Here is a 13,502-nt window from a genome sequence, read left to right on the forward strand (position 1 = left end):
CACCATGAGCGTGCTGGTGTTGGGTGGATACGGCGCCGTCGGCACCCATCTCATGTCGCTGCTGCGCGCGGCCGGAACACCGGCGCTGGCGGCCGGGCGGAATGCGGCGCGCGCGGATCGAGTCCTCGATCTGTCCGACGTAGGCAGCTTCGAAGCCGGGCTGGACGGCATCACCGCGGTCGTCAATTGCGCAGGCGCCGAGGATATCCGGCTCGCCGAAAGCTGCGCAGGCCGCGGCATCCCCTTCCTCGACATCTCCGCGACCACCGATTATGTTGCCGCGCTGGAGAAGATCGGCGGCCCGGTGGTGCTCGGCGTCGGGTTGGCGCCGGGTCTGACCACACTGCTCGCGGTCGATGTCCTGTCCGACCAGCCCGGCCCTGTCGACATCCTGATCGGCCTCGGTTCCGGCGAACACCATGGCCCCGCCGCGACCGCATGGACGTACGGCCTACTCGGACAACACTTCCCCGACCCCGACGGCACCGTCGTCCGCAATTTCACCAGGCCTGCCCGCTTCGACGTTCCCGCCCAGTCGGGATACAAGTCCGGCCGCGCCCTGCGCGCCGACTTCGCCGACCAGCACCGTCTCACCCGGGAATTCGGCGTCCCGGTCCGCGCCTACCTGCGCACCGACTCCCGCATCGGCACCGCCGGACTCGCCCTCCTCACCCGAGCACCGGCCCTCCGCTCCCTGATCCCGGCGCACATGCCTGGCAGCGACCGCTGGGTTCTACTCGCCCGCGCCACCGACGGTTCCACGCGCTGGGCGCACGGCCGCGGCCAGTCCAAGGCGACCGCAGTCGTCACTGCGGCCACAGTGCACGCCGTCCTGAACCACCACCCCACCGCTCCCACCTGGATCCATCAGATCCTCACCCTCGCCGATGTCAGGGACACCCTGCACGACAACGGAATCGAACTCGGCAACCGCCTCTGAACTGGTCAACCAGAGCTCGTGCCGAATCAGCGGAACCCGGCGCGGATCGCCGCCGATCGATCTTCTCCGATCGTGTAACGCGATGGCCACCAGCGCGATTCATCCTGTGCGGGGGTAATGACGGGATTGAGGGATGGGCGAACTACGTCTGGTGCGGCCTTTGGTCGGCACAGTGGCGGCACTGGCGCTGGTCATCGGCGGGTTGACGGCATTCTCGAACACCAGCGAACCAGGGTCGCCGCAATGGCGGGTAGAACTGCTACCCGCGTGCACGGGTCAGTGCCCGGCCAACTGGAAGTGAGCGCTCAGCTCGCGAGCGTCTGCCCCGGCCGCAGCGTCGGCCCGCAGGAACCCGAATTCCGGAACCCCGGCCACAGCGGTGGCAGCACCCGCCCCGCGTACTGGCGCAACTCCTCGAGCTGAACTTCGTCGCGCACCACTTCTTTGCGCACCCAATCCTCGTCCGACATGTCGAGATTCGGGGACCGGTGGATCCGGTAGTAGTCGCGATCCATGCGGGGATCGATGGTGACCTGGTTCTGCATCCACGCGCCGTGCGTGTGCACGAAGGTGGGTTTGACCTGCTCGAACACATAGTCGCTCAGATCGGTGGGATCCTTGCCCGCGTACATGTCCGCGATCTTCGCTTCGGTCAGCCCGGCCATGTCGATCAACCGCAACCGCGACGTCAGCGACGTGCCGCCCATATCGGGAGAGAAAAGACTGCCCCGCTGCAGACCGATGATGTCCGCATAGCCGTTGAAGACATACCCGAACCGTTCGACGATCCAGCACAGCGGCACATCCGACGTGGCGCGATACGACTCGGAAGCGCTGGCGAACGCGCTGCCGGACGGGATCAACACCCCGACCAGCGTCAGCGCGACCAGCACCCGACCGCGCGTACGCAGCCGCGCCACCAACTCCCCTACCGAAACCACCACGAGGAACACCGCGAGCACCCACACCGGGGTGGCGAACCGGAACTGCCCCATCCAGTCCGGCTCCAACACGCAATAGGCGACCAGCGCGAGCGCCAACGGCACCACCACCGCGACAACGCCGTCGCGCCACCGACTCGGCACGGCCAGCGCGAGCCCGACCACGCCGATGGCGGCGATCACCGCGGGCGCGCCCGCGTACTGCACCAGATCACCAGCCCTGGTCAGGTCCTGCACCGTCGGCAGCGCCTGATCCTTGGCGACCGCGGTATTCGGCACCAGCCTGCCGAACTCGGCGAACCGCCACACCAGGTAGGCACCGTAGGGAACCGCGAACGCGAGCCCCGAGTACAGCGCGGATCGGACGGCGACGAACAACGTCGCGCGCCGGACCAGGATCACCGAAACCAGCGGATACGCGACCAGATAGATCAGCCCGTCTGGCCTGGTCAACGCCGCGAATGCCGCAATAGCACCGGCGGTGACCGCCACGGTCGGCGTCCACAGCCGCCCGTCGAGCACCGCGAGCAAGAGATAGACGGCCAACACGCACGCCGCCAACGCGAACAGCGGATTCTCCAGACCGGAGAAGCACCAGATCACGAACGAGGGAATCGCGGCAAGCGCCGCGCCGGTCGCAAAGGTGACCAGCGCAGGCCACCGCGAGACCCGGCGCGCAGCGATATAACACGCGGTGAGGATGCCCGCGCAGCACAGCAGCGCGATCGCCTTGGGGTAGAGGACATAGTCAGGAACGCCGAAGACGGTGCCGCGATCGAAGAGTCCGAACCATTCGCCCAGTACCAGCACGGCCAGCCAGGTGGGGTTGGAGAAGCCTTCCACCGCAGGCGCACCGGGTTGCAGCACCGGACCCGCGCCCTCGGCAACGCTGCGCGCATACGCGAAGGTGATGCCTGCGTCGTCGACCATCCAACTGCCATACCGGCTCGCCTGCCAGCCGATCAGCACCAATCCGCCGACCACGGCTGCCAACGGGGCCAACCACGACCGATCACGATGTCGCCGTGCACCCTCGGGTACCTCGACCGGAGCGGACAACCGCGCCGTCTCTACCTCAACCATTCACCAGATCCCGCGTTCGAACGACATTGCCAGAGGCACAACAACGTTCGCACCGTCGCGAATTCTGCCATCGGACTTGACTGATCTTAACAACAGCTACACGGGCCCCGAACACGTGATCAACGGTGGTTGGGTGGGAGTTGCCGGGGTACCGCGGAGAAATGGGCCCCGTTTCACCGGAGCTCGTCACCCATCCAGCAGTGGACGCTGCAGGGGAAAGGAACTGCGAACGATGACCGATACCGTCGTCGACATCACGGATATCACCGTTGACCGCGAGCACGTCGCGCGACCGGAGCACGGACCGCATGCGCAGCCGGACACGGCGACCATCTGGCGGGACGCCACTACGGTTTTGGTGACCAGGGTCACCGGACCGCGGCAACTCACGGCGGTGCCGCGGCTGGTCATCCCGATCGGTGACACCCAACTCGCCTTCCGGGTGTCGTCGCGATCCGCCGAGGCGCAGCAGTTGGTGCGCGACGGCCGCGTGCTGGTCCAGCCCGCCGACTGGCGTGGCACCCCGGTGCTCGGTTCCCATCAGCGACAGGGGCAGTCCCAGTTGGTGACGGCGGGCACGCTGCTTCCGTACGTGCAGTCGGAGATCACGGCCAAATACCGGTGGCGAATTCCGATGGCGCGGTTCGCGCATCGCCTGATCCGCCGCACGGCGCCGTACGGCGATGTCGTGGTGCTGGTGAACGTCTCCGAGCCGAGCCGGATCCCGATGCTGACCAGGTAGCGCAAGCGGGCTGCTTTTCGACAAATGCGCAGTTCAGCGGCGTGTCGGCGGATGCGGCACGGTCCGGCGATGTCAGGATGGCTGACAGCAGGGCAACGTTGTCGGACGCTCGTCGAGGAGCAGGTATGTCGCGTCGCCATCTTGTCGGCATCGTTGTGCCCCTGCTGCTTCCCTTCATCCCCGTCACGGCGCACGCTGAGACTGTGGTCGATGCCAGCAAGTACGTGAATCCCTTTGTCGGCACAGCGGACGGCGGCCCGGATTTCGGGCACGGTGGCGGCGCGGGCATGACCTTCCCCGGCGCGGTGACCCCGTTCGGCATGATGCAGTGGAGCCCGGACACCGTGCGCACCGCGGGCGGCGGCTACAAGTACGAGGACAACCGGCTGTACGGGTTCTCGATGACGCATATCTCCGGGCCTGGTTGCACTGGTGCGCAAGACTTTCCGGTGCTGCCGATATCCGGGGTGATCGGCAGGTCGCCCGCGGTCGACGGCCCGGGGTATGTCCAGACCTTCGATCATGCGAACGAGCAGGCGAGCCCCGGCTACTACCGCGTCACCACCGACTCCGGCGTGCGGACCGAACTGACCACGTCGACGCGAGCAGGCGTGGCCCGCTTCATCTTTCCGACGGGCAAGCCGGGCACCGTGCTGCTCGACGTGACCGGCTCGGTGAACGGTGTCGACGATGCCGAGGTCTCGATCGACGGCAACACCGTGTCCGGCTGGGCGCACACCGGCGGATTCTGCGGCGCGGCAAGCCGATACCGGGTGTACTTCCACGCGACCTTCGACCGTCCGATCACCGCGGCGGGCAGCTGGAAGGACGGTGTCGTCCAGCCGGGCATCACCGTGGTCTCCGGTGGGGCGCCGAGCAGGCGCACGAACGCGGGCGAGATCGCGAGCAATGGCTCCGGCAAGGGCATCTACCTGCAGTTCGACTCCGACCGGCCAGTGCAGATGCGGACCGGGCTCTCCTACGTCAGCGGCGAAGGCGCGCAACGCAATCTCGAGGCGGAGCTCGGAATGAAGGACTTCGACGCGGTCCGGGTCGACGCGCGGGAGGCCTGGCGGCAGCGGCTCGACCAGATCGAGGTGTCCGGCGGCGATCCGGATCGGTTGCGCACCTTCTATTCCGCCCTCTACCACGTGTTCCTGCAGCCGTACGTCTTCGACGACGTCGACGGCAACTACACCGGATTCGACGGCAAGACCTACCAGGTGCGCCGCGGCCACCACCACTACGCCACCTTCTCCGGCTGGGACATCTACCGCAGCCAAACGCAATTGCTCGCGTGGCTGGTGCCCGATGTGGCCGCCGATATCGCCCAGTCGATGTACGAGAACGCGCACGTCCTCGGTGATGTGTGGGATCGGTGGTCGCATCAGAACACCATCACCGGCGTGATGAACGGCGACCCGTATCACTCGATCATCGCCAGCACGTACGCATTCGGGGCCGATGACTTCGATGCCGAGGCGGCCCTGGATTCGATGGTCGCCGGCGCTGAGCGGGTCGGCGAGAAGTCCGGCTACACCGAGCGTCCCGGCAATGACCAGTACCAACGGCTCGGCTGGGTGCCCGGCCAGGTCTCCGACACCCTGGAATACTGCCTGGCCGATTTCGGTATCGCACAGCTGGCGGACCGCCTCGGCAACCACGAGCAGCACGAGAAGTTCCTGCGCCGCTCACACGGCTGGCAGCACCTGTACAACCCCGACACCGGCTGGCTGCAGCCACGCTCCGCCGAGGGCGCCTTCGGGTTCCCGTTCGATCCGGCCGCCACCGACGGATACGTGGAAGGCAATGGTGCGCAATACCATTGGATGGTCTTCCAGGATGTGCGCGGCCTCTTCGACAAGATGGCGGGCACCAACAGGATGGCCACCAACACCGGGGCCACCCGCGACGACACGGTGATCAGGCGGCTCAACGAGTTCTTCGCACAGCTGAACGCCGGTCCGCACGCCCCCTACGCCTATCTCGGCAACGAGCCGTCGCTGCAAACACCGTGGCTCTACGCCTGGGCGGGGCAGCCGTGGCGCACCCAGGAGGTGATCGACCGCGCCCGCTTCGAACTGTTCGGCCCGACAGCGGACGGCCTGTCCGGCAACGACGATCTCGGCACCATGTCGTCCTGGTACGTCTGGGCCTCGCTCGGCCTCTTCCCGGTGATCCCCGGCCGCGCCGAACTCTTCGTGCACGGACCGGCTTTCGCGCACGCCGAGATCCGCCGCTCGTCGGGCGAGCAGTTCACCATCAGCGCGCCCGACGCGGGCGATGCGGCCCCGTATGTGCAGGCATTGCAGGTCGACGGCAGCGCGACCACGAAGGCGTGGCTGCCCGAGCCGTTCGCCCGCGACGGCGGACGGCTCGACTTCGTGATGGGCCCCGACCCCGAAAAGAGCTTCGGCGCTTCGCCTTCCGACACACCGCCCTCGTTCGGCGTGCCCGGCCCATGAGATCACCCACCGGCAATTCATGCCATCATCGGATGTCATGACCACCAACCGGTCGGAATCCCTTCTGCTGCGGTCGAATTGGGCCCGAAACGCACTCTGACGAGCTCACTATTGACTATGGGCATAGATGAGTTGGCGGCAATAGATGCGGTAAACGCGACAGTCGGCGTTGTCGAGGATATCGACGCGTTCCCGACCGTCGACGAGCTCAACACCTTTGTCGACGCACTCGCCGAGGCGGCGGCGGGTCGAGTGACCGTCACCGAGATCGGCCGATCACGCGGCGGCGACCCGATCAGGGAAGTCCAGATCGGCGCGGGGACCAGACACATCGTGGTGGTCGGCAATCCGCATCCGAACGAACCCATCGGGATGGCAACAATCCGGCACCTGCTCGGCAGGCTAGCCATGGAGGGCATGCAGGACTTCGACGCCACCTGGCATTTCCTGCTGTGCCTCGATCCCGACGGCACCCGGCTCAACGAGGGCTGGTTCGCCGGACCGCGGGCCCGGACCGTCGTCGCGCGCGGCTTCTATCGGCCGCCCGCCGTCGAGCAGCCGGAATGGTGTTTCCCGACCAGGTGGCGCGACACCGCGGTCGGGCAGCCGATGCCGGAGACCCGCGCGCTGATGACGTTGATCGATCGGACCAGGCCCGCGTTGATCGTTTCGCTGCACAACGCCGATTTCGGCGGCGGATTCTTCTACGCCACCGGAGGCGATCCCAGCTACTGGTCCGGACTGACCCGCCAGCTCGTCGCGGCGGGCGTGCCGATCTACGAGGGCGAGCCCGACGTGCCGGGCGCACGGACCTTCGCGCCTGGCGTTTTCGAGCTGCCGTCGTTCCACCGGATCGCGAAAACGTTGGCGGGCAACGGGATCGATCCGCTGGCGATGATGTACGGCGCCGGGATCCGCGACTACGCCGCGAGCCACGGCACCGCGGTGCTGGTGTGCGAACTGCCGCTGTGGACCGACCCGAGGGTCGCCGACGAAACACCGAGCGCACGGTCACTGTCGACCGTATTGTTCGCCACCGCAACGGCTTACGAGGAGATCGCCGATATCGTGAGCGGCGTCCTCGACCGGCTGTCGGGCTCGCTGCACGGCAGCAGCCCCTTCGAGCGTGCCCTGACGGACACGGTGCGCGCCCTGCGCGGCGGCGCCATGGCCAAACGTGCTGCGGCCAAGGATCATCCGGCCGCCCTCGGCGACATCTTCATCGAGGAATACGTCTGGGTCGGCGTCGCCCGACTCCGCGCGGGCGGCATGCTGACCCGATTACTGGACGAACAGGCACGCCTGCAGCGCACCGCCGCGATCGACGCCGAGCGCGCCACCTTCGCCGCCATCTTCGAAAAGTGGTGCGCCGACATCGAAACCAACGCACCGGGCAACCCGGTGCCGATCCACCGGCTGGTCGCCATCCAAGCCGCGGCCATCGTCACCGCCGCCGCCCGCCTGCACGCCGGCCTCCCCGTCTGAGCGGGGCATGGGCTGCGGCCCTCTTCGCCGCAGCCCATGCCCCGCTCGGCGGTCCTTATGCCGTGCCGGTCGCCTTGGCCACGTCGGCGAGCATGGTGTCGGCGGCCTGGACGCCGATGCCGGACATCCAGGTTTCGTCGAGCACGTCGATGGCCTTGCCGTTCTTCACCGCGGGCAGGTCGCGCCAGACGGGGCTGGTGGTGACCGCGCCCTTCTCCGTCTTGCCCGGGTCGTCGATGGTGGCGACGAAGATCAGGTCGGCGTCGGCCTGATCGATCTGCTCGGGACTGACGTCCTTCATGGTCTTCTTCGGGTCCGTGGAGACCTGCGAGGCCGGGCGCGGCAGGCCGATATCGGCGAGCACGACGCCGCTGAAGGAGTTGCTCTGGTACAGCCGGGTCGGTCCGGCGAGGAAGCGCACCACCGAGGCCGTCGGCATGGCGCCGTTGTTCTTGGCCTTGATCGTGTCGCCGAGCGCGCGGGCCCGATCCTCGTACGCCTTCAGCGCGTCCGCGACCTGCTTCTCCAGCCCGAGCGCCTTGCCGTGCACGGCGAGGTTCGCTTTCCAGGTGCCGCCGGTGTTCTCGGTGAACACGGTCGGCGCGATGCCGCTCAGCTTGTCGTAGATCTTGTCGTGGCGGACCTTCGACGACAGGATCAGGTCCGGCTTGAGCGAGGCGATCCGCTCGAGGTTCGGCTCGAGCAGCGGGCCGACATCGGTGACGCCGCCGACCTTGTCCGCCAGGTACGCAGGGAACCCGCCCTTGGTCTTGGTGTGCGGAATGACCGCGCCGACCGGCTTGATGCCGACCAGGGTGACCGAATCCAGCTCACCGGTGTCGAGCACGACCACTCGCTTGGGCACCTTCGGGATCGTCACCTGCCCCATCACGGTGTCGAGAGTGCGCGGGAAGCTCGTCGCGTCCGCGGCCGATACCGTGGCATCCGTTGTCGCGGAGTCTTTTCCGCAGGCCGCGAGGCCGGACAGGCTCACCGTCGCGACCAGCGCCGCGATCCCGATGCGACTGAGTCCGCGCATGCGGAATCGCCGTGTCGACATGATCAGTTCTCATCTCTGCAGTGGTGACGCATCATCTCGAACGAGGCGATGCCATGGGGCCGGCCGCTCACACGCGAGCGGCGGCCGATCTGGTGGCTCTGCTGCGCGGAACCACCAGTGGCGTACCGGTTTCCGGGTCCGGCAGCACCAGGCAGTCCACCCCGAAGACGGTGCGGATCAGGTCGGCTTCCAGCACCTCGGCGGGCGGCCCGGCGGCCGCGAGGCGTCCCTCGTGCAGCACCACCAGGTGATCGGCGTACCGGGCCGCCTGGCCGAGATCGTGCAGCACCATCACGACGGTGCGGCCCGCCTCCTCGTGCAGGTCGGCGACCAGGTCGAGCACATCGAGTTGATGGCGCAGGTCGAGGAAGGTCGTCGGCTCGTCGAGCAGCAGCAGGTCGGTGTCCTGCGCCAACGCCAACGCGATCCAGGCGCGCTGGCGTTGCCCGCCGGAGAGTTGGTCGACCTGCTGGTCGCGCAGCTCGGTGGTGCCGGTGCGGCGCAACGCATCCTCGACGGCCGCCTGGTCGGTGGCCGACCAGGGACGCAGCAATCGCTGATGCGGATAGCGCCCGAGCCGGACCAGCGCCTCGACGGTGATCGCCTCCGGGGTGATCGGCTGCTGCGGCAGCAGGCCCATCCGTAAAGCCAACGCCCTGGCCGACATTCGATGGATATCGGCGCCGTCCAGGGTGACCGTGCCACCGGACGGGCGAAGCAGCCGGGTGAGCCCGCGCAGCAGCGTCGACTTGCCGCAGGCGTTGGGGCCGACGATGGCGGTGACCGAACTGCCGGGCAGCACCAGGTCGAGTCCGTCGATCACGACCCGGTCGCCGTAGCGCAGATCGACTGCGCGGGTAGCCAATTCATTGCCCGCCCGGGCCTGTTCGGCGCTCGTTTCGCTGTGCTCACTCATGCGGTCCTCCGGGAAACGGGTGCGCTCTCGCGGAGCATCAGGATCAACAGCCACGGGGCGCCGACGGTGGCGGTGACGACGCCGACCGGCAGGCCTTTGATCGGCAGCGCGTGCTGCACGATCAGGTCACAGCCGAGCAGCAGTGTCGCACCGGCGAGTCCGGTGACGGCGAGGGTGATCGCGGTGGGCGGGCCGGCAAGTCGCCGCACCAGATGCGGAACAGCCAGTGCCACAAAGGAAATCGGCCCGGTCAGCGCGGCAGCCAGCGCGGCGAGCGCGATCGTGGTGCCGAGCAGGGCGAGGCGGGCGTGTGAAACGCGCACGCCGAGCGTGCCTGCCGAATCGTCGCCGAGGTCGAGCACCGAGAGCGTCCGGTACTGCACGGCGAGCGCCGCGAGCACCAGCAGGCAGGCTACCGCCGCACCCTCGATTTCCGGCCAAGTGCGGCCGTAGAGGGATCCAGTGGTCCACTGCACGGCCGAACCGGCGAGTTCCCTCGGGAAACGCACCACCATCAGATTCACCGCGGCCGCCAACCCGGCCTGCACCGCGAGGCCGACCAGCACCAGCCGGGTGACCGGCAGTCCCGAGCGCCAGCCGAGCGCGCCGAGCAGCACCGCGGCGAGCATGCCGCCGCCGAGCGCGCCGAGCGGAATGATCGACTGGCTGGCGCCGAGAGCGAGCACGAGCACCGAGCCGAACGAGGCGCCGCCGGTCACGCCCATGACATCGGGCGAGGCCAGCGGGTTGCGGAACAGCCGCTGCAACACCGCACCCGCCACGGCGAGACCCGCGCCGGCGAGCAGCGCGGCCACCAGCCGCGGCGCACGGAACTCCTGGACGATGTACACCTCGCCCTGGTCGCCGAGGCCGACCGCGGCCCGCAAGGCCGTGCTCACCGACATCTCCACCTCGCCGACGGTGAGGGCGACGGTGGCGAGCACGGCAATCGCGGCGGCGCACACCGCGCCGATCAGGAGCGCGCGCCTGCGTTGGCGCGCAAGAACATTGCTCCCCGAGGCGGGGCGCTTGGCGAGTCGCTTGGGACGCGCCGATCCGTTCCGCAGCGCGGTGTCGTCGATCATCGCGCGGACCGCCGGGCCAACAGGGCAAGCAGGGGCGCACCGAGGAACGCGGTGACGATGCCGACCTCGAGCTCGGAGGGCCGCGCGACGATCCGGCCGAGAATATCGGCGGCCAGCAACAGCAGCGGTCCCGCGATCAAGCAGCCGGGCACCATCACCCGGTGGTCGTTTCCGAGCACCAGTCGAACCAGATGCGGCGCGGCCAACCCGATGAACGCGATCGGCCCGGCCACCGCCACCGCAGAGCCTGCCAGCAACACCACCGCTGCCATCCCGGCCATACGAATCCGGCCCACCGGCATGCCGAGTGCGGTCGCGGCTTCGTCGCCGAGCGCGAGGGTGTTGAGGGCAGGCGCGAGCACGAGACCGAGCACCGCGCCGATCAGCAGCGTCGGCAGCATGGGCAGCAGCACGCCGAGATCGCGTTCGGCGATCGAACCGGCCAGCCAGAAGCGGGCCTCGTCCAGTGTGCGCTCGCTGAACAGCAGCACCGCCGAGGTCCACGACACCAGCACCAGCTGCAGAACGGTGCCGCCGAGGACGAGCCGGACCGGATCCAGGTCGCCGGCTCGGCGACCGAGCGTCAGCGTGAACAGCGCGGCGCAGGCCGCACCGGCGAAGGCGAACCACACGTACTCGATCGGGCGGCTCAGCTGCAGCGCGTAGATGGCGACCACCACTGCGAGGCCAGCGCCGTGATTGATGCCCAAGGTGGTCGGCGAGGCCAGCGGGTTGCGGGTGATGCCCTGCACCACCGCGCCCGCGAGACCGAGCGCGGCACCGACCGCGAGCCCGACCACCGTGCGCGGCAGGCGCATGCCGGTGACCACGAGCGCATCGCGGCTGTCGTCCGCGCCGAACAGTGCCTGCACGACGGTGCCGATCGGGACCGAGCGCGCGCCGATGGCCAGGCTCAACACGATGCACAGCAGCAGCGCGGCAACCCCGAGCAGCAGCATCGGGATTCGGCGCGCAGGCACAACCGTGCGGGTCGTGTCGACAGTGACCATGGGACGAAAGCTTAAGTTAGCGGGACCTAAGTTTGTCAAAGCGAGGGCGGCAGTGTGACGCCCACCTCGTTCGAACCCCGACCAACGCCGTGACCACCGGCAACGACTCCGCAACCGATCGATTCCTCAGTCACGGTTTCGTAACGACGACTAATGGGTATCACAAGAACATGACATCGACGGATCACCGACCAACCCGGATCGCGGGCGTGGAGTCGGGGACCGCGGTTTTGGCATTCGCTACGTGCCTTGCCTTTTCGATCGGCATCGGCTTCCTGACGCAGTCTGCTGTCACCACGGTCCTCGCGTGCTTGAGCATCGCGGCCGGACTCGCCCTCGTACTGAACATCCTCCCGCACAAGGCATAACACCTGCCGCCTCTTGATTCCCCGGCGCGCCCCTGGTGCCATTGCGCCACGAGGTTCTGCGCAATCGGAGGCAAACATGCTGTCCCTACAAGAAATATCGGACCGCCTGGAAATCCAGGACCTCATGGTCCGCTATTCCCACGCGGTCGACACCAGGCAGTGGGACCTGCTCGACGACATCTTCACCGAGGACGCGCACATCGATTACACGGCGATGGGCGGCGCCGAGGGCGACGTGGCGGCGACGAAGCAATTCCTCGCCGCCATGCTGCCCCACTTCCCCGCGTTCCAACACCTGATCAGCAACTCGTCGATCGTCGTCGACGGCGACACCGCCACCGCACGCACCATGTGCCACAACCCGATGCTGCTGTCCGGCGGCGACGGCCCGCACAGCCTGATGCTGTGCGGCCTCTGGTACCACGACACCTTCGCCCGCATCGACGGCCAGTGGCGGATCGCCGAGCGGATCGAAGAGAAGAGCTACATGTTCGTCGCGCAGCCACTCCCCGGCACCAGCTGAGTCAGCCGATGACCGGTAGCCCTCGTTCCTCGCAGAGCTCGGTCAGCTTGTCTTGCATGATGCCGGTGACGTAGTCGTAGGCCGCTTCTCGATCCAGCTCGGGGCCGAGCGCCGCATGCAGGTCGATCGGCGGGAGGAATTCGACGGTTACCTTGCTCGGCAACGGGATATGCCCTGCCAGGTCACCGATGTTCAGGCCCCACGGCAGCGCGATCGAAATCGGAAACACCTTCAGCCGCATCATCCGATCCAACCGAAGCAGCCTCGCGAGCCGATCACCTCTGGTCAGCATCAACGCGGTCTGTTGCGCACCGGCATTGACGAACGGCACGATGGGAACACCTTCGTCCCAAGCCAATTGGAGGAACCCGGTGCGGCCCGCGAAGTCGATCTTGTCCTCCTCCCACGTCGGGCGATGCACCTCCCAGTCGCCGCCGGGATAGACGAGCACCACCGCGCCCTCGCGCAATACCTGCCGCGCGCTGTCCTGGTTCGCACCGACCGTGCCGAATCGGCGCAACAGCGTGCCGATCAGCGGGTAGGCCATCACCATGTCGTGGGCGAGCTGATAGAACGGCCGATGCGGGCCGAAGCGACGCACGAACGCGAGCGAGGTCACGAAGACCTCGGGAGAGACATTGCCGCCGGAGTGATTGCCGACCAACAGCACCGGGCCGTCCGCGGGAATGTGTTCGATGCCGCGGACCTCGGCCCGGAAGTACGCCCTGGCGAACCACCAGGCCGGACCCACTGTGTCGATGATGAATTCGGGATCCCGATCGGCCGGATCAGCCGCGGGCACCCTGGCCGTCAACTGCTCGGAAATCCAGCCGGTGACCTCGTCGATCCGGTCGGTCGGCAATCGAAACAGACTCATGGACAAT

The 13,502-nt window shown here is 67.8% G+C and carries 12 protein-coding genes; 6 read left to right on the forward strand and 6 right to left on the reverse strand.

All coding sequences use genetic code 11. From position 1 onward, the window contains the following. The first annotated feature begins 4 nt into the window (after nt 1-4). Both ACGFNJ_RS33875 and ACGFNJ_RS33880 read left to right on the forward strand, forming a co-directional pair. Nucleotides 5-940, forward strand: a complete 936-nt coding sequence (locus ACGFNJ_RS33875; RefSeq protein ID WP_393457763.1) for a hypothetical protein — start codon at nt 5-7, stop codon at nt 938-940. A 133-nt stretch (nt 941-1,073) separates the two neighbouring features. Beyond that, the gene (locus ACGFNJ_RS33880; RefSeq protein ID WP_393457766.1) at nt 1,074-1,241 is read left to right on the forward strand and encodes a hypothetical protein; all 168 of its coding nucleotides are present in this window, start codon (nt 1,074-1,076) and stop codon (nt 1,239-1,241) included. Nucleotides 1,242-1,245: 4 nt separating this feature from the next. Here ACGFNJ_RS33880 and ACGFNJ_RS33885 read toward each other — a convergent pair whose 3' ends face one another. Next, the gene (locus tag ACGFNJ_RS33885; RefSeq protein ID WP_393457769.1) at nt 1,246-2,964 is read right to left on the reverse strand and encodes a hypothetical protein; all 1,719 of its coding nucleotides are present in this window, start codon (nt 2,962-2,964) and stop codon (nt 1,246-1,248) included. A 232-nt stretch (nt 2,965-3,196) separates the two neighbouring features. Here ACGFNJ_RS33885 and ACGFNJ_RS33890 point away from each other — a divergent pair, with 232 nt between their 5' ends. The 3 genes from ACGFNJ_RS33890 (at nt 3,197) to ACGFNJ_RS33900 (ending at nt 7,656) form a co-directional block, all read left to right on the forward strand. Then, on the forward strand, nt 3,197-3,706 hold the full coding sequence (locus ACGFNJ_RS33890) for a hypothetical protein (protein WP_393457772.1): 510 nt from the start codon (nt 3,197-3,199) through the stop codon (nt 3,704-3,706). 125 nt (nt 3,707-3,831) lie between these two features. After that, entirely contained in the window at nt 3,832-6,171 is a 2,340-nt protein-coding gene (locus ACGFNJ_RS33895; protein WP_393457775.1) for a GH92 family glycosyl hydrolase, read from the forward strand. A 117-nt stretch (nt 6,172-6,288) separates the two neighbouring features. After that, nucleotides 6,289-7,656, forward strand: coding sequence for a M14 family zinc carboxypeptidase (locus ACGFNJ_RS33900; protein ID WP_393457778.1), 1,368 nt, complete (start codon nt 6,289-6,291; stop codon nt 7,654-7,656). 55 nt (nt 7,657-7,711) lie between these two features. Here the strand turns inward: ACGFNJ_RS33900 and ACGFNJ_RS33905 are convergent, their stop codons facing one another. The 4 genes from ACGFNJ_RS33905 to ACGFNJ_RS33920 all read right to left on the reverse strand — a co-directional run bounded on the left by ACGFNJ_RS33905 (nt 7,712) and on the right by ACGFNJ_RS33920 (nt 11,727). Further along, nucleotides 7,712-8,716 (reverse strand): ABC transporter substrate-binding protein, encoded by a 1,005-nt coding sequence (locus ACGFNJ_RS33905; protein ID WP_393457781.1) that lies wholly within the window; start codon nt 8,714-8,716, stop codon nt 7,712-7,714. A 67-nt stretch (nt 8,717-8,783) separates the two neighbouring features. Then, nucleotides 8,784-9,632, reverse strand: coding sequence for an ABC transporter ATP-binding protein (locus tag ACGFNJ_RS33910; RefSeq protein ID WP_393457784.1), 849 nt, complete (start codon nt 9,630-9,632; stop codon nt 8,784-8,786). Further along, nucleotides 9,629-10,717 carry a FecCD family ABC transporter permease gene (locus ACGFNJ_RS33915; protein ID WP_393457787.1) on the reverse strand — a complete coding sequence of 363 codons (1,089 nt, stop codon included), beginning with the start codon at nt 10,715-10,717 and terminating at the stop codon, nt 9,629-9,631. The genes ACGFNJ_RS33910 and ACGFNJ_RS33915 overlap by 4 nt, the downstream gene beginning before the upstream one ends. Beyond that, on the reverse strand, nt 10,714-11,727 hold the full coding sequence (locus ACGFNJ_RS33920) for a FecCD family ABC transporter permease (protein WP_393457790.1): 1,014 nt from the start codon (nt 11,725-11,727) through the stop codon (nt 10,714-10,716). Before ACGFNJ_RS33920 ends, ACGFNJ_RS33915 begins: the two co-directional genes overlap by 4 nt. 444 nt (nt 11,728-12,171) lie before the next feature. On the opposite strand from ACGFNJ_RS33920, the gene ACGFNJ_RS33925 reads away from it, so the two are divergent. Further along, nucleotides 12,172-12,618 carry a nuclear transport factor 2 family protein gene (locus ACGFNJ_RS33925; RefSeq protein WP_393457793.1) on the forward strand — a complete coding sequence of 149 codons (447 nt, stop codon included), beginning with the start codon at nt 12,172-12,174 and terminating at the stop codon, nt 12,616-12,618. Between the two features lies 1 nt (nt 12,619). On the opposite strand, the gene ACGFNJ_RS33930 is transcribed toward ACGFNJ_RS33925, so the two are convergent. After that, the gene (locus ACGFNJ_RS33930) at nt 12,620-13,495 is read right to left on the reverse strand and encodes a lysophospholipid acyltransferase family protein (protein WP_393457796.1); all 876 of its coding nucleotides are present in this window, start codon (nt 13,493-13,495) and stop codon (nt 12,620-12,622) included. Nucleotides 13,496-13,502: the final 7 nt, after the last annotated feature.

The organism is Nocardia sp. NPDC049149, assembly GCF_043197455.1.
Taxonomy (GTDB): Bacteria; Actinomycetota; Actinomycetes; order Mycobacteriales; family Mycobacteriaceae; genus Nocardia.